Annotated in this window: 16 protein-coding genes; 12 read left to right on the top strand and 4 right to left on the bottom strand. The window is 68.0% G+C overall.

Annotated features, from left to right (window positions below; translation table 11 throughout):
- Positions 1 to 5: 5 nt before the first annotated feature.
- The gene (locus JOF42_RS12890; RefSeq protein WP_245340803.1) at positions 6 to 1,421 is read right to left on the bottom strand and encodes a carboxylesterase/lipase family protein; all 1,416 of its coding nucleotides are present in this window, start codon (positions 1,419 to 1,421) and stop codon (positions 6 to 8) included.
- A gap of 91 nt (positions 1,422 to 1,512) precedes the next feature.
- Between JOF42_RS12890 and hrcA the strand changes: the two genes are divergently transcribed.
- The 9 genes from hrcA to JOF42_RS12845 are packed head-to-tail and all read left to right on the top strand — an operon-like array spanning position 1,513 to position 9,526.
- Positions 1,513 to 2,544 (top strand): heat-inducible transcriptional repressor HrcA, encoded by a 1,032-nt coding sequence (gene hrcA / locus JOF42_RS12885; protein WP_210098202.1) that lies wholly within the window; start codon positions 1,513 to 1,515, stop codon positions 2,542 to 2,544.
- Positions 2,545 to 2,584: 40 nt separating this feature from the next.
- Positions 2,585 to 3,700, top strand: a complete 1,116-nt coding sequence (gene dnaJ / locus JOF42_RS12880) for a molecular chaperone DnaJ (protein ID WP_210098201.1) — start codon at positions 2,585 to 2,587, stop codon at positions 3,698 to 3,700.
- Between the two features lie 14 nt (positions 3,701 to 3,714).
- Positions 3,715 to 4,443: a 16S rRNA (uracil(1498)-N(3))-methyltransferase gene (locus tag JOF42_RS12875; RefSeq protein WP_210098200.1), complete on the top strand. Its 729-nt coding sequence runs from the start codon at positions 3,715 to 3,717 to the stop codon at positions 4,441 to 4,443.
- A 45-nt stretch (positions 4,444 to 4,488) separates the two neighbouring features.
- Positions 4,489 to 4,836 (top strand): HIT domain-containing protein, encoded by a 348-nt coding sequence (locus tag JOF42_RS12870; RefSeq protein ID WP_210098199.1) that lies wholly within the window; start codon positions 4,489 to 4,491, stop codon positions 4,834 to 4,836.
- On the top strand, positions 4,826 to 5,926 hold the full coding sequence (locus JOF42_RS12865; protein WP_210098198.1) for a PhoH family protein: 1,101 nt from the start codon (positions 4,826 to 4,828) through the stop codon (positions 5,924 to 5,926). The genes JOF42_RS12870 and JOF42_RS12865 overlap by 11 nt, the downstream gene beginning before the upstream one ends.
- Before the next feature lie 16 nt (positions 5,927 to 5,942).
- The gene (gene ybeY, locus JOF42_RS12860) at positions 5,943 to 6,401 is read left to right on the top strand and encodes an rRNA maturation RNase YbeY (RefSeq protein WP_056307252.1); all 459 of its coding nucleotides are present in this window, start codon (positions 5,943 to 5,945) and stop codon (positions 6,399 to 6,401) included.
- Positions 6,398 to 7,693 (top strand): hemolysin family protein, encoded by a 1,296-nt coding sequence (locus tag JOF42_RS12855; RefSeq protein WP_210098197.1) that lies wholly within the window; start codon positions 6,398 to 6,400, stop codon positions 7,691 to 7,693. The genes ybeY and JOF42_RS12855 overlap by 4 nt, the downstream gene beginning before the upstream one ends.
- On the top strand, positions 7,686 to 8,582 hold the full coding sequence (gene era / locus JOF42_RS12850; RefSeq protein WP_343849474.1) for a GTPase Era: 897 nt from the start codon (positions 7,686 to 7,688) through the stop codon (positions 8,580 to 8,582). The genes JOF42_RS12855 and era overlap by 8 nt, the downstream gene beginning before the upstream one ends.
- Positions 8,582 to 9,526, top strand: coding sequence for a quinone oxidoreductase family protein (locus JOF42_RS12845; protein ID WP_210098195.1), 945 nt, complete (start codon positions 8,582 to 8,584; stop codon positions 9,524 to 9,526). The genes era and JOF42_RS12845 overlap by 1 nt, the downstream gene beginning before the upstream one ends.
- On the opposite strand, the gene JOF42_RS12840 is transcribed toward JOF42_RS12845, so the two are convergent.
- Positions 9,523 to 10,161, bottom strand: a complete 639-nt coding sequence (locus JOF42_RS12840; protein WP_210098194.1) for a hypothetical protein — start codon at positions 10,159 to 10,161, stop codon at positions 9,523 to 9,525. The genes JOF42_RS12845 and JOF42_RS12840 overlap by 4 nt on opposite strands.
- Before the next feature lie 196 nt (positions 10,162 to 10,357).
- Here JOF42_RS12840 and leuA point away from each other — a divergent pair, with 196 nt between their 5' ends.
- A complete protein-coding gene (leuA, locus tag JOF42_RS12835) occupies positions 10,358 to 12,112 on the top strand; it encodes a 2-isopropylmalate synthase (RefSeq protein WP_210098193.1) in 1,755 nt (584 codons plus the stop codon).
- A gap of 74 nt (positions 12,113 to 12,186) precedes the next feature.
- On the opposite strand, the gene JOF42_RS12830 is transcribed toward leuA, so the two are convergent.
- On the bottom strand, positions 12,187 to 12,882 hold the full coding sequence (locus JOF42_RS12830; protein ID WP_210098192.1) for a trimeric intracellular cation channel family protein: 696 nt from the start codon (positions 12,880 to 12,882) through the stop codon (positions 12,187 to 12,189).
- A gap of 34 nt (positions 12,883 to 12,916) precedes the next feature.
- Here JOF42_RS12830 and recO point away from each other — a divergent pair, with 34 nt between their 5' ends.
- The gene (gene recO, locus JOF42_RS12825) at positions 12,917 to 13,663 is read left to right on the top strand and encodes a DNA repair protein RecO (RefSeq protein WP_210098191.1); all 747 of its coding nucleotides are present in this window, start codon (positions 12,917 to 12,919) and stop codon (positions 13,661 to 13,663) included.
- Positions 13,660 to 14,463: an isoprenyl transferase gene (locus tag JOF42_RS12820; protein ID WP_210098190.1), complete on the top strand. Its 804-nt coding sequence runs from the start codon at positions 13,660 to 13,662 to the stop codon at positions 14,461 to 14,463. The genes recO and JOF42_RS12820 overlap by 4 nt, the downstream gene beginning before the upstream one ends.
- Here the strand turns inward: JOF42_RS12820 and JOF42_RS12815 are convergent.
- Positions 14,403 to 15,017 carry a P-loop NTPase family protein gene (locus JOF42_RS12815; RefSeq protein ID WP_210098189.1) on the bottom strand — a complete coding sequence of 205 codons (615 nt, stop codon included), beginning with the start codon at positions 15,015 to 15,017 and terminating at the stop codon, positions 14,403 to 14,405. The genes JOF42_RS12820 and JOF42_RS12815 overlap by 61 nt on opposite strands.
- Positions 15,018 to 15,032: the final 15 nt, after the last annotated feature.

Genomic DNA, 15,032 nt, shown 5'->3' with positions numbered 1-15,032 from the left:
GACCGCTAGGGCAGCATGTCGAGTGCGTCCGTCCGGCGCTGCGTGACGGTGGAGCTCTCGGTGTCGAACAGGCGTGTGATCCTCTCCGTGCCGAAGACCGGCCACCCGGGGTCGCCGGTCTTGATGAACGAGATCCATGCTCTGTGCATCTCGTCCGCGAGTCTCTGCGGAGCATCCTGTCCGGCGAGCCGCTGAGCCTCAGGATCGCCGAGGCGATCGAACACGAAGCCGAGCTCCAGGGCGTGCGCCGCACGCAGGTCGCGGACAGTGCTCTGCCAGGCGAACTCGTAGACGTACGTCGGCGCTGTGCGCGCCCTGGCCAGTCGAGTCAGCGGCGCGCGCAGCATGATGTCCGTGGCGAGCTGGCCGAAGATCTCGCCGGTGGAGGCACCGGGGAAGGTCGATCGATAGGCCGCGACGGCGGCCCGGGGGATCCGCAGGGCGAGCCGCGCGAGCAGCAGCTTCGCCTCGCTGATTCCCGCCAGCGCAGCCGGGGGAAACCAGAGTCGGTATTCATCGGTGTTGCTTCCGATGAGCAGGGGCGTGTCCGTGTCGGCGAGCACCTCGTGGGGCGAGCGAGGCAGCGACTCGGCGTCCACGGCGAACTGGAATCCGGGCGCCCCACCCAGCGGAGACGAGCCGGAGGACTGCCGCCGTCGCGCATGCAGCAGCTTCGCGGGAGATGCCCCGAGGAAGCTCGCGCGGTCGGCCCTGATCCCGAGCCGCTTCGCGAGCTGCGCCGTGACGCGCCCGGCCTTCTTCGCGGTCTGCGCCTCGAGTGGTCCGGATTCGATGATCGCCCGCGCGATGAGCTCTCGCGACGAGTCGACGGCGAGCAGACCGGCGACGATGGCGCCGCCGGCGGATTCGCCCATCACGGTGATCTGCGAGGGATCGCCGCCGAATGACGTGATCTCCTCGTGCACCCAGGCGAGTCCCGCGGCGGCATCCTGGAGTCCCAGATTCCGGGGAGCCCCCGTGAGCACCGAGAAGCCCTCGGATCCCAGGCGGTAGTTGATCGAGGCGAACACGATGCCCGCCCGAGCGAACCCCGATCCGTCGTACAGGGGGAGCGCGGCGGTGCCTCGCTCGAGTGCGCCACCGTGGATCCAGAGGACGACCGGTGCACCGTCGGCGTCGTCCGGAGCCCAGACGTTGACCGAAAGGATCTCGTCTCCGGGGATCTCGACCGAACCGAGCAGATCGCCGATGGCGCCGGGGTACGGATGCTGAGGAGCCGTCGGTCCGAAACTCACGGCGTCGCGAACGCCTTCCCACGCGGGAGCCGACTGAGGAGCCCGGAAGCGGTTGGGCCCGAACGGGGCGGCGGCGTACGGGATTCCGAGGTATCGGTGCACCCCGCCGACAGCCTCGCCGCGCACGATTCCGGTGGACACGGTGACCTGCGGTGCGACACTCATACCCGTCATCGTAGGGGGATCAGCGCGGCGCCCGCCTCGGCGGGTAGAATTGGCACTCGTACCCAGTGAGTGCCAGAGGGAGGGAGTCGTGATGGTCAGTGAAAGAGGCCTCCAGGTTCTCCGCGCGATCGTGCAGGACTACGTCGAGACGCACGAGCCCGTCGGCAGCCGATCCATCGTCGACCGCTACTCGTTCGGGGTCTCGGCTGCGACGATCCGCAACGACATGGCTCTGCTCGAGGACGAAGAGCTGATCGCTGCCCCGCACACGTCTTCGGGCCGGGTCCCGACCGACAAGGGCTACCGCGTCTTCGTCGACCACCTCGCGCAGTTGCGTCCTCTCACGGTCGCGCAGCGCACCGCGATCGAGTCGTTCCTCACGGCGCCGGCCGACCTCGACGACCTGATGGTGCGCACGGTCCGCGTGCTCACTCAGCTCACCGGGCAGGTCGCGCTCGCGCAATACCCGTCGTTCGCGCGCGCGCACCTCACTCACCTCGAACTCGTCGCGCTCTCCGCGAACCGGGTTCTCATCGTGCTCGTCACCGACGCGGGCGGTGTCTCGCAGCGCATGGCGCCGCTGCCGGTCGACGTCGACGAGGCCGACATGGTGCTGCTTCGCGTGCGCCTGTCGGCATTGATCACCGGGAGAGCGGTGAGCGACGCGGCCGAAGGACTGCAGAGCCTGCTCGCCGCCGATGAGCACTCGCATGACGTGGCGCTCCGCGCACTCGCGAGCATCATCATCGACGAACTCGGGGCGTTCCGCCAGGAGCGCCTGGTGATGGCGGGTGCCGCGACCCTCGCCCGACGCGAGCAGGACTTCCGGGGCAGCATCCATCCTCTGCTCGAGGCGATCGAGGAGCAGGTGACTCTGCTGCGCCTGATGAGCGAGATGGAGACCGACGCACATGGCCTCGCGGCCAGCATCGGCACGGAGAACGCGTCGTTCGGCCTCGGTGAGGCGTCGATCGTGGCGAGCAACTACGCCGCGCCCAGCGGCACGGCGCGAGTCGGCGTGATGGGGCCGACGCGCATGGACTATCCGAGCAACCTCGCGGCGGCGCGGGCTGTCGCCCGCTATCTCTCGCGGATGCTCGACGAAGACGAGGCGTCCCGCTGACGCGGGCGCCCAGACGACACATACACGCAGAAGGGCCATTGTGGCAGACCACTACGAGGTACTCGGCGTCTCTCGCGACGCCTCCACCGACGAGATCAAGAAGGCGTACCGACGCCTGGCTCGTCAGCTCCACCCGGACGTGAACCCGGGAGAAGACGCGGCCGAACGGTTCAAGCTCGTCACGCACGCGTACGACGTGCTCAGCGATGACGATTCGCGCCGTCGCTACGACATGGGCGGCGGAGACGGAGCAGCCGGGAACTTCGGCGGCTTCGGCGGTTTCGGCGACATCTTCGAGACGTTCTTCGGCGCGGGTCAGGGTGGCGGCCGAGGAGCGCGCCCGCGTTCGCGTCGTGAGCGCGGCCAAGATGCACTGGTGCGCGTGACCCTCGATCTGGGTGACGTCGTCTTCGGCGCGCACCGCGACATCGAGGTCGACACGGCGGTGCTGTGCGAGATGTGCAACGGCTCGTGCTGTCAGGAGGGCACGTCGCCGGTCACCTGCGACATCTGCGGCGGATCGGGCCACGTGCAGCGCCAGGTGCGTAGCCTGCTCGGCAACGTCGTCACCTCGCAGCCGTGCGGCACCTGCGAGGGCTACGGCACGACCATCCCCTACCCCTGCGGCACGTGCGGCGGCCAGGGCCGCGTGCGTTCGCGTCGCACGGTCTCCCTCGACATCCCGGCCGGCGTCGAGACGGGGCTGCGCCTGCAGCTCCCCGGTTCCGGCGAGGTGGGCAAGGCGGGCGGCCCGAACGGCGATCTGTACGTCGAGGTCACCGTCAACCCGCATCCGTCGTTCAGCCGCGACGGCGACGATCTGCTGGCGACGCTCGAGGTGTCGATGCCCGACGCGATCCTCGGCACCGAGACGACGATCCAGGGTCTCGACGGCGAGGTCGACCTCGAGGTCCGCTCCGGAGTGCAGTCGGGTGACGTCCTCACGATCAAGGGCCGCGGAATCACCCCGCTGCGCGGGACCCAGCGCGGAGATCTCCGGGTCGGCGTGCAGGTGGTCACACCCACGAAGCTCGATTCGGCGCAGCGTGCGCTCATCGAGGACTTCGCGAAGAAGACGAAGGCACCGGGACCCCAGCTCGCTCAGTTCCAGCAGGGACTCTTCTCGAAGCTCCGCGACCGCTTCCGCTCGCACTGATCCGGACGGCGCTGATGGCACTGCACTTCCTTCTCGAGTCCTCGTCGGATGCCACGGTCGGCGACCTCGTGTCGCTCACCGGGGCTGAGGCCAAGCACGCCGCCGTCGTGCGCCGACTTCGCGTCGGCGAGGCGGTGACGGTCGGGGACGGTGCCGGCGTGTGGCTGACCGGCGCCGCTGAGGAGGTCTCACCGTCTCGCGTCGATGTACGCATCTCGGCTCGTGCTGAGGAGCCTGCGCCGAATCCTCGAATGATCCTGGTGCAGGCGCTCGCGAAGGGCGATCGCGACGAGCTCGCGGTGCAGGCGGCCTGCGAGCTGGGCGTCGACGAGATCGTGCCGTGGCAAGCGAGCCGCAGCGTGTCTCGGTGGGAGGGCCCGAAGGCGGTCAAGGGGCGCGAACGCTGGGCGACCATCGTCCGTGAGGCGGCCAAGCAGGCGCATCGTGCGTGGGTGCCCGAGGTCTCGCCTCCGGCGTCGACCGCAGGACTCGCGGCGCGCGCCTCGTCCCAGCGGGTGCTTCTGCTCGACCCGAGCGCGACCACCCGGCTGTCGGAACTCGAGCCGGACGGCCGCGACATCGTCCTCGTGGTCGGGCCGGAGGGTGGGATCTCCGACGACGAACTCGCGAAGCTGTCGGATGCCGGCGCCGAGCGCGTGCTGCTCGGAGACACGGTGCTGCGCACGTCGACTGCAGGTCCGGCCGCGATCGCCGTCCTCTCGGTGGCGCTCGGCCGCTGGTGACCGACGCTTCCGGCCCGGCTCCCTCCCGGTCGGTAGACTGGGAGCATGTCCGACCCCTCGATCTTCACGCGCATCCTGAACGGCGACATCCCGGGTGAGATCCTGCTGGACACCGGGCGGGTGTTCGCGATCCGCGACATCAACCCGCAGGCACCGTTGCACGCGCTGGTGATTCCCAAGACCGAGGAGTACCGCGACGTCACCGAGCTTGCGGAGGGTGACCCGGGCCTTCTGGCAGAGATGGTCGCAGCTGCGAAGCAGCTCGCGTCCGAGCACGCGAACGGCGAGTACCGCCTCATCTTCAACAACGGCGCGAGCGCCGCCCAGTCCGTCTTCCACGTGCACGCCCATGTGCTCGGCAACATCGAGGAGAACAAGCTCGTTGGCTTCTGACGAAAACGCCCCTTCCACCGCATCCGACACGGCCGTCGAGAAGATCTACGCCGACGGTGTCGCCATGGTGCAGCTGCTCGGTCCGCAGGATCGACTGCTCCGGATGCTCGAGAAGGAACACCGGGATGTCCAGGTGCTCGTGCGCGGCAACGAGATCACGCTCACCGGATCGGCTGAGGCCGTCGCGAAGGCGAAGGCCCTCGTCGACGAGCTGATGACCATGACGAAGGCCGGCCACGATCTCGCTCCGAGCGACGTCACGAGCTCGGCACGCCTGCTGCGCAACGACGGCGGCCCGCGCCCGAGCGAGGTGCTCGGCGAGGCGATCCTGTCGACCAGGGGCAAGGTCATCCGCCCCAAGACGCTCGGGCAGAAGGAGTATGTCGACGCGATCGAGGAGAACACGATCGTCTTCGGCATCGGCCCTGCCGGTACGGGAAAGACCTACCTCGCCATGGCGAAGGCCGTGCAGGCGCTGCAGCGCAAAGAGGTCACGCGGATCATCCTGACCCGCCCCGCAGTCGAGGCCGGAGAGCGGCTCGGGTTCCTTCCCGGCACGCTCACCGACAAGATCGACCCGTACCTGCGCCCGCTCTATGACGCGCTGAACGAGATGATGGACCCCGAGATCGTGCCCCGGCTGATGGCCACAGGGACGATCGAGGTCGCACCGCTCGCCTACATGCGCGGCCGCACTCTCAACGACTCGTTCGTGGTGCTCGACGAGGCGCAGAACACGACGCCCGAGCAGATGAAGATGTTCCTGACGCGTCTGGGCTTCGGGTCGAAGATGGTCGTCACCGGCGACATCACGCAGGTCGACCTTCCGCAGGGATCATCGGGGCTCCGGCTCGTGACGCGCGTGCTCGACGGCATCGACGACATCCACTTCGCCCGTCTCACGAGCGAGGACGTGGTGCGCCACTCGCTGGTCGGGCGCATCGTCGACGCATACAGCGAGTACGACGAGCGCCGCACGGCTCAGCGCTTCGAGCGCGAGCAGGCGGCGGAGTTCGCCAACCGCGCCGATCGCCGAGGCGCACAACGACCAGGACCCCGGGACCGGATGCCCAAACGAGGCCTCTCCTGATGAAACGAGCACAGCCATGATCGAGATCAACAACGAGTCGGCGATCGACGTCGACGAGACCGTGCTGCAGCGGCTCACCGATTTCAACCTCGCGCAGATGCACGTGAGCCCTGACGCCGAGGTCGCGATCGTGCTCGTCGACGAGGGCGCCATGGAGGCTCTCCACGTCCAGTGGATGGACGAGCCCGGTCCCACCGACGTGCTCAGCTTCCCGATGGACGAGCTGCGCCCCGGCACCGAAGACCGCCCGACGGCCCCCGGGCTGCTCGGCGACATCGTGCTCTGCCCGCAGGTCGCCGAGGCTCAGGCACAGGCAGCCGGTCACACGCTGATGGACGAGCTGATCCTCCTCACGACCCACGGGCTGCTGCACCTGCTCGGGTTCGACCACGCCGAGCCCGACGAGGAGCGCGAGATGTTCGGACTGCAGAAGGAGCTCATCCAGGGCTTCGCCGCGGCTGAACGTCGACGATGACCGCTGCCTTCCTGCTCGCGGGCGCCGTTCTGCTCGTCGCCTTCGGCGGTCTGATGGCGGCGATCGATGCGGCTTTCGGTGTGACCTCGCGCTCCGACATCGAGGAGATGGGGCTCGAGGGACGCAACGCCCGGCAGTTGACGCGCATCGCCGCTGACCCCGACGCGCACGTCAACGCGGTCGCGTTCATCCGAGTGCTCGCCGAGACCGCAGCCGCCGTGCTCGTCACGGTGGCCTTCAGCATCCTGTTCGAGAACATCTGGTGGGCGATGCTCGCCGCGGCCGTTCTGATGACCGGAATCAGCTTCGTGCTCGTCGGAGCGAGTCCGCGCTCGTTCGGTCGTCATCACTCCGAGGGCATGCTCCGAGCCAACGCTCCGGTCGTCCGCGGGCTGCGCATCATCCTCGGACCACTCGCGCAGGGCCTCGTGGTGCTCGGCAACCGGGTGACCCCCGGGCGCGGACGCAGCTCGTTCACGTCGGAGGAGCAGCTGCTCAGCATGGTCGACGAGGCGGCGTCGAACGACCTCATCGAGGCCGACGACCGCGATCTCATCCACTCCGTCTTCGACTTCACCGACCAGTTCGTGCGTGCGGTGATGGTTCCCCGCACCGAGATGGTGACGGTCGACGCGACCGCCACCACGAGCGAGGCGATGACCCTGTTCCTGCAACGGGGTGTCTCGCGCATGCCGGTCGTCGACGACGACGCCGACGACGTTGTCGGTGTCCTCTACCTCAAGGACCTCGTGCTGTTCGCCTTCCGAGACGAGAACGCGTGGCGCACGGCATCCATCCGTCCCATCTCGCGCCCGGCGACCTTCGTGCCCGAATCCATGCGCGCGGAGACGCTGCTGCAGCAGATGAAGCGGGATGCCGTGCACGTGTGCCTCGTGATCGACGAGCACGGCGGGATCTCGGGGCTCGTGACGCTCGAGGACCTCATCGAGGAGCTCGTCGGCGAGATCTCGGACGAGTACGATCAGGTATCCGCAGAAGTGGTCGAGCTCGGTGACGGACGCTACCGTGTGAGCTCCCGCCTCTCGCTCGAGGACGTGGGAGACCTGTTCGGCCTCGAGCTCGAGGACGAGGACGTCGACTCCATCGGCGGACTTCTCGGCAAGGCTCTGGGGCAGGTCCCACAGCCCGGTTCGACGGCGACCGTCGAGGGGCTGACGCTCACCGGCGGAGCCTCCCGAGGACGAGGACGCGGAATCGCGACGGTGTTCGTGGAACGTGCGGCACACGACGCGGATGACACCGCAGACGAGAGAGACGGAAACGATGACTGAGCAGACACGGAGCGGGTTCGTGACGTTCGTGGGGCGCCCGAACGTCGGCAAGTCGACTCTGACGAACGCGCTGGTCGGCGAGAAGATCGCGATCACGAGTGAGAAGCCGCAGACGACCCGCCGGGCGATCCGCGGGATCGTCAACCGCCCCGAGGGGCAGCTCGTCATCGTCGACACCCCGGGCATCCACAAGCCCCGCACGCTCCTGGGCGAGCGTCTGAACGATCTGGTCGAGCAGGTGCTCGGCGACGTCGATGTGATCGGTTTCTGCGTGCCGGCGACCGAGAAGGTCGGTCCTGGTGACCGCAGGATCGCGGCCTCACTCGACGGATACCGACGGGCGAAGAAGATCGCGATCGTCACGAAGACCGATGCGGCCGGCCGCGATGACATCACCGAGCGGCTCATGGAGGTCGATGCGCTTCGCGAGGACTGGGATGCCGTGATCCCGATCTCCGCGCTCACGAATGACCAGCTCGAGGTGCTCGCCGACGAGGTACTCTCGCTGATGCCTGAAGGGCCTGCGCTCTACGGCGAAGGTGTCACCACCGATGAGTCGGAGGAGGACCGGATCGCGGAGATGATCCGCGAGGCGGCTCTTGACGGCGTCCGTGACGAGCTCCCGCACTCGATCGCTGTCGTGATCGACGACATCGCACCGCGCGAGGGCACAGACCTGACCGACGTGCATGCGTCGATCGTGGTGGAGCGCGACAGCCAGAAGGCGATCATCATCGGGCACAAGGGCAAGCGCCTCGCCGATGTCGGACGTCGTGCACGCGTCGGCATCGAGGAGCTCCTCGGCACTCGCGTGTTCCTCGGACTGCACGTCAAGGTCGCGAAGGAATGGCAGCGCGACCCGAAGCAGCTCGGACGTCTCGGCTTCTGATGGCGCGGCACTGGATCGCCACGTCGTGGGGCTCGCCGGATGCGTGGCAGTTCGTCGAGTACGAGGTGCCCCGGCCCGGTCCGGGTGAGGTGACGATCAGGATCCGCGCGTCGGGCGTGAACCCTGCGGACGCGAAGCATGTCGCGGTTGAGCGGGCGGGCGCCGACCTTCCCGTGCCCATCGGCTATGAGATCTCCGGCGAGATCACAGCGCTCGGACCGGACACCCTGATCGGATCCGGATCCGCGCAGATCGGCGACGAGGTCATCGCGTTCCGGGTGAGCGGAGGTTATGCCACCGAGATCACCATCCCCGCGGAGAAGGCCTTCGCGAAGCCGTCGCCGCTGACCCACCCGGAGGCGGCGAATCTCCTTCTCGCCGGCACCACGGCGGCCGAGATGCTCGCCGTGACGAGAGCCGTGCCCGGCGAGACGATCCTGGTGCACGGGGCGTCCGGCGCGGTCGGGGTGAGCGTGCTGCAGCAGGCGGCGCGTCGCGGCATCCGCGTGATCGGCACTGCGAGTGAGGCGAGGTTCGACGTCGTCCGTGCCTTCGGCGGCCTTCCCGTGCACTACGGACCGGGCTTGGCGGACAGGGTCAGAGAGATCGCCGCAGGCGCGGAGGTCTCTGCCGGGCTCGACGCCGTCGGCACCGACGAAGCGGTCGACGTGTCGCTCGAACTCGTCGCCGATCCCGGTCGCATCGTCACGATCGCCGCCCCGACGAGAGCTTCGTCCGACGGCATCCGGTGGATCGCCGGCTCGATGCCCGACAGTGCTCGCTTCCGCGATGCCGTGCGGGGCGAGCTGGTTGCGCTGGCGCAGTCGGGGGAACTCGTCGTCCCCGTGGCGCAGACGTTCGCGCTGGAGGATGCTCCGGCGGCGCTCGCCCTGCTCGCCGAGGGACACCCCGGCGGCAAGCTCGCGCTGATCCCGTCGGACTAATCGATCTCACGCAGCGCCGAGGTGACGATCACCACGTCGTCGCCGTACTCCGCGTCGAGCGCATCCTGCAGCGTCCCGTCATCCCAGACGACGTTCACCCAGACGTAGCCGCGCTCGATCCAGAGCGAGAGCGCCTCGCGACCGAGGGACGACGCGAGTTCGTCCTGGATGCGGGCGAGGTCTGCCTCCGAGCTGGTGCCGTCGACCCCGCCTGCCGGGTCCTCCGGACGGATGGGGTCGTACAGCGCGAGCATGATCGGCGGGTCTGTGACCGTGTACCGGTCGCCGTCGAAGGTGCCGTACACGGCGTAGGTGCCCCACTGTGTGTCTCCGCTGGTCTCACTGCCGTCGACGCCCTCCCACGTCCACCCGTCGAGCGGGATGCCGGTGCACTGGGGAGGGTACGACTCGGCGACGGCACCGAGACACAGCTGCGCGTCTCCCGCCACATCGAGAACCGTGCCCGTCCCGATCACTCGGCCATCCGGAGGTGCGGCACCCGAGATGTCGCCGGTCGACGAGGCGGAGCTCGTCGGGGCGGGGGAGGAACCTGGCCCGGCGGCGCATGCGGCAAGACCGAGCACCCCCGCGAGGGTGGCGGTGGCGAGAAGCATGCGACTGTGCGATGTGCTCATGCATGACAGTGTCGCGCGTGGCCGGATCGTCTCAGGAGCGGTCGGAGCGGTTCCGCATCCCTGCTACCATGGCCGCATGCCTTTCGGCGGTCTGCTTCTTCTTAGCTGCCGCGACGAGTCCTAAAGCTAGGGCCTTCCTCGTCGCGGCGCTTGTGTTGGCCCGTTCACATTTCTGACGAAGAGAAGAAGCCCCATCATGCAGAACACTCAGCGCCCGTCTGCGATGCCGATCCACAAGTACCGGCCGTACCACGAGCAGATCACCGTCCACCTGCCTGACCGCACCTGGCCCGACGCCCGTATCACCGAGGCTCCCCGCTGGTGCGCCGTCGATCTGCGTGACGGCAATCAGGCGCTCATCGACCCGATGTCGCCCGAGCGCAAGCGCGTCATGTTCGAGCTTCTCGTCAGCATGGGCTACAAGGAGATCGAGGTCGGATTCCCCTCGGCGAGCCAGACCGACTTCGACTTCGTGCGACAGCTCATCGAAGAGAACCTGATTCCCGACGACGTCACGATCCAGGTGCTGACCCAGGCTCGTGAGCACCTGATCGCCCGCACCTACGAGTCGATCGCCGGAGCGAAGCAGGCCATCGTGCACCTGTACAACTCGACCAGCGTGCTGCAGCGCGAGGTCGTGTTCCGCACCGACAAGCAGGGCATCATCGACATCGCCCTCGAAGGGGCGCGCCTGTGCCGCCAGTACGAGAAGACGATCCCCGACACGCAGGTGTACTACGAGTACTCGCCTGAGAGCTACACGGGCACCGAGCTCGAGTTCGCCGTCGACGTCTGCAACCAGGTGATCGAGGTCTTTGAGCCGACGCCCGATCGCAAGGTCATCATCAACCTGCCGGCGACCGTCGAGATGGCCTCGCCGAACGTGTACGCCGACTCGATCGAGTGGATGAGCCGCAACCTCGCCCACCGCGAGAACGTCATCCTCTCGCTGCACCCGCACAACGACCGCGGCACGGCGATCGCGGCGGCCGAGCTCGGCTACATGGCCGGCGCAGATCGCATCGAAGGATGCCTGTTCGGCAACGGCGAGCGCACGGGCAACGTCGACATCGTGGCGCTGGGCATCAACCTCTTCACACAGGGCATCGACCCGCAGATCGATTTCAGCGACATCGATCAGGTCAAGCGCACGGTCGAGTACTGCAACCAGCTGCCGGTGCCCGAGCGCAGCCCCTGGGCCGGAGACCTGGTCTTCACCGCGTTCAGCGGATCGCACCAGGATGCGATCAAGAAGGGCTTCGAGGCGATGGCCGCGCGCGCCGACGCCGAGGGCGTGACGGTCGACGACATCGAGTGGGCCGTGCCGTACCTGCCCGTCGACCCGAAGGATCTCGGTCGCTCGTACGAGGCCGTGATCCGTGTGAACTCGCAGTCCGGCAAGGGCGGCGTCGCGTACCTGCTGAAGGCCGACCATGCGATCGACCTGCCGCGCAAGCTGCAGATCGAGTTCTCGGGCGTCGTGCAGACGAAGACCGACGCCGAGGGCGGCGAGGTCACCAGCGAGCAGATCTGGTCGATCTTCAACGACGAGTACCTTCCTGCCGCCGACACCGAGGCCAAGTGGGGCCGGTTCGAGCTCCTCTCGACGCAGACCCGTAGCGACATGTCGGGCGACGTGGTGCTCGATGTGACGCTGCGCGACGACGACCAGCAGGTCGCCGTCGCCGGAAACGGCAACGGGCCGATCGCCGCATTCATCGAGGTGCTGCGCGCCCAGGGCTTCGACATCACGCTCTACGACTACGTCGAGCACGCACTCAGCGCGGGTGGCGACGCGCAGGCCGCTGCCTACGTCGAGCTGCAGGTCGGCGACCAGCGTCTGTGGGGCGTCGGCATCGACGGTGACATCTCGACCGCGTCGCTCAAGGCGATCGTCTCCGGGGTCAACCGCTCGATCCGCACCCGCCAGCAGGAGCTCGCCGCGGTCTGAGCCTCCGAATGAACGAACGCCCCACCCGTTGTCGGGTGGGGCGTTTCGTCTGCCTCGCTGACGACGGGCTGTGGTCACTCGGCGCTGGGCTTGATGATCGGGATCACGCCGGTCTCGGCGGCGACCTTGCGACGGTAGATCCGGCGCTGCTCGGGCAGGGAGACGTCGAAAGTGACCGCGAGGATGCGGATGACGCTCGTCACGGCGATTCCGATGACCGCCGCGAGCGTGATAGGCATGCCGAGGGCGACCGCGATCACGATGAACGTGCACCCCGCGCCGGCGGCCACGGCGTACAGCGAGCCGACGTGCATGATCGCGGTCGGCAGCCCCATCAGCATGTCGCGGAGCACGCTGCCCCCGACCGCGGCGCAGACGCCGATGAAGACAGCAGGAACCTCGGGGATGCCGAAGGCGAGCGCCTTGCTCGTGCCGAATGCGCCGAACATCCCGATGACGACCGCATCGAGCACGACGATCGCCGTGTTCAGTCGGGTGAACAGCCCGGCGAGGAGCATGCCGAGCAGGGCTGCTCCACCGGCGGTGACCAGATACCACTGGTTCTGCAGCGTCGCCGGAGTCTGACCGAGCAGGATGTCGCGGATCAGACCGCCACCCATGCCGATCATGATCCCGATGATCGCGACGCCGAGCCAGTCGAGCCGTCGCTGCCCTTGGAATCCCGAGGCGAACATCGCCCCCTGGACGCCACCGAGGCCCACGCCGAGCAGGTCCGCCCAGAGCGGAATGATGAAGAGCGGTTCGGTCACGCCCCTATTCTCCCGCACGGAGGATAATCGAACGGTGCCCACCTACCGAGACGAAGCGGTGATCCTGCGCACCCACAAGCTGGGTGAGGCGGATCGCATCGTGACGATGCTGTCTCGGCGGCACGGCAAGATCCGCGCGGTCGCCAAGGGGGTTCGGCGCACGTCGTCGAAGTTCGGCTCGCGGCTCGAACCCTTCATGGTCGCCGACGTGCAGCTGTACCAGGGCCGCTCGCTCGACATCGTGCAGCAGGCCGAGTCGCTCGGCTCGTACGGATCCGACATCGCGGCGCACTACGACCGGTTCACCTCAGCGAACGCGATGGTCGAGACCGCCGACCGGCTCAGTGACTCCGAGGCGACGCCCGACCAGTACCTGCTGCTCGTCGGCGGGCTCCGCGCGCTGTCTCGCGGCGAGCACTCCCCGCGGAGCATCCTCGATTCCTATCTGTTGCGGGTGATGGCACTGTCGGGATGGGCCCCGTCACTCGGGGACTGCGCCCGATGCGCAGCTCCCGGACCGCATACCCACTTCGTCGGTCAGCTCGGCGGGGCGGTCTGCGTGAACTGCGCGCCCGCAGGCAGTCCGAAGGTCGCCGAGAAGACCCTGTCGCTCCTGCGGTCGCTCATGGCCGGTGACTGGAGCGTGATCGACGCCGCACCGCACGCCGACAACGCCGCAGCATCCGGTCTCGTCGCCGCCTACGCCCAGTGGCACCTGGAGCGCGGCATCCGTTCGCTCTCGCACCTCGTCGCCGACATCCCCCGAGAAGGAGCACGGTGAGCCCCAAGCCCTACACGCACAAGGACGCGGTGGCGTACCGCCCGCTCGACTGGACGGGTGTGTACCCGCCCGTGTTCCCGGCCGTGCCCGAGCACGTCGCGATCGTCATGGACGGCAACGGGCGCTGGGCGAACCGTCGGGGCCTGAACCGCATCGAGGGGCACAAGGCGGGGGAGGAGGTGCTTCTCGACGTGGTCGCCGGTGCGATCCAGGCCGGCGTGAAGCACCTCTCGGTCTACGCCTTCTCGACCGAGAACTGGGCGCGGTCTCCTGAAGAGGTCCGGTTCCTGATGGGGTACAACCGCGACGTGCTGCACCGCCGACGCGATCAGCTCAACGAATGGGGCGTCCGGGTCCGCTGGGCCGGCCGCAAGCCGCGTCTCTGGGGCAGTGTCATCAAAGAGCTGCAGCACGCGGAGCAGCTCACCAAGGACAACGACGTGCTCACGCTCACCATGTGCGTGAACTACGGCGGGCGCGTCGAGCTCGTCGACGCGATGCGGTCGATCGCTGCCGACGTCGCGGCCGGCAAGGTCAAGCCGAACGCGATCAGCGAGAAGATGATCCGCCGCAACCTGTACGTGCCCGACATGCCCGACGTCGACCTGTTCGTGCGCAGCTCAGGAGAGCAGCGCACCTCGAACTTCCTGCTGTGGCAGGCGGCCTATGCCGAGATGGTGTTCCTCGACACGCTCTGGCCCGACTTCTCGCGCGAGGAGCTGTGGCGCTCGATCGGCATCTATCTGTCGCGCGACCGTCGCTTCGGCGGGGCGATCGACACGCCTGACGCTCCGGCCTGAGCGCGAAGCCACCGTTCGGTCTCACGAGGGTGACGCAGTCGCACGATCGTGAGGTGCGGGTGGCGCTCTCGTCGGAGGGGCATCTGGGTCGCCCAGAACATGCGCGTCTTCTTCTGCCACGCGAGGATGCTCCGATCAGGATCCCTCGTGGTCAGAAGCTGCCACACCGGCTTCTCGACATTCCCGTTGTACATCTCGGTACGCAGGATGCTGCGGCTCAGAGTGCGACGCAGCAGACGTGTGCGCACGATCGGCCAGGGATAGTCGAGCCAGATCGCGAGCTGCGCACGCGGCGTCATGATCTCATCGGTGCCCTTGCTCGTGTACTGCCATTCGGTGACCCAACGATCGGTCGCCGCGAACGCGCGCACGTCGTCGAGGAACGACGGACGCGGCGTCCAGTTCTCACCGTGGAACAGCCCGTCGATCTCGACATGACGAAGATCCCAGAGCTCGGCGATACGTCGCGCGAGCGTCGTCTTGCCCGATCCGGTGACGCCGGCGATCAGGACTCTCTCCGGCCGGAACAGCAGCGGATCGGCGGCGGAGAGCATCCGAGAATCCTACCG

Origin of the sequence: Microbacterium phyllosphaerae, assembly GCF_017876435.1 — a bacterium.
Classification (GTDB): domain Bacteria; phylum Actinomycetota; class Actinomycetes; order Actinomycetales; family Microbacteriaceae; genus Microbacterium; species Microbacterium phyllosphaerae.
Note: the sequence above shows the minus strand (reverse complement) of the source record. Positions and strands in the feature narration are given on the sequence as shown.

What these genes read in the sequence shown, in the direction of transcription:
- JOF42_RS12890 (WP_245340803.1), bottom strand. Translation starts at nt 1,421, where the DNA reads ATGAGTGTCGCACCGCAGGTCACCGTGTCCACCGGAATCGTGCGCGGC.
- hrcA (WP_210098202.1), top strand. Translation starts at nt 1,513, where the DNA reads ATGGTCAGTGAAAGAGGCCTCCAGGTTCTCCGCGCGATCGTGCAGGAC.
- JOF42_RS12875 (WP_210098200.1), top strand. Translation starts at nt 3,715, where the DNA reads ATGGCACTGCACTTCCTTCTCGAGTCCTCGTCGGATGCCACGGTCGGC.
- JOF42_RS12870 (WP_210098199.1), top strand. Translation starts at nt 4,489, where the DNA reads ATGTCCGACCCCTCGATCTTCACGCGCATCCTGAACGGCGACATCCCG.
- ybeY (WP_056307252.1), top strand. Translation starts at nt 5,943, where the DNA reads ATGATCGAGATCAACAACGAGTCGGCGATCGACGTCGACGAGACCGTG.
- JOF42_RS12855 (WP_210098197.1), top strand. Translation starts at nt 6,398, where the DNA reads ATGACCGCTGCCTTCCTGCTCGCGGGCGCCGTTCTGCTCGTCGCCTTC.
- era (WP_343849474.1), top strand. Translation starts at nt 7,686, where the DNA reads ATGACTGAGCAGACACGGAGCGGGTTCGTGACGTTCGTGGGGCGCCCG.
- JOF42_RS12845 (WP_210098195.1), top strand. Translation starts at nt 8,582, where the DNA reads ATGGCGCGGCACTGGATCGCCACGTCGTGGGGCTCGCCGGATGCGTGG.
- JOF42_RS12840 (WP_210098194.1), bottom strand. Translation starts at nt 10,161, where the DNA reads ATGAGCACATCGCACAGTCGCATGCTTCTCGCCACCGCCACCCTCGCG.
- leuA (WP_210098193.1), top strand. Translation starts at nt 10,358, where the DNA reads ATGCAGAACACTCAGCGCCCGTCTGCGATGCCGATCCACAAGTACCGG.
- JOF42_RS12815 (WP_210098189.1), bottom strand. Translation starts at nt 15,017, where the DNA reads ATGCTCTCCGCCGCCGATCCGCTGCTGTTCCGGCCGGAGAGAGTCCTG.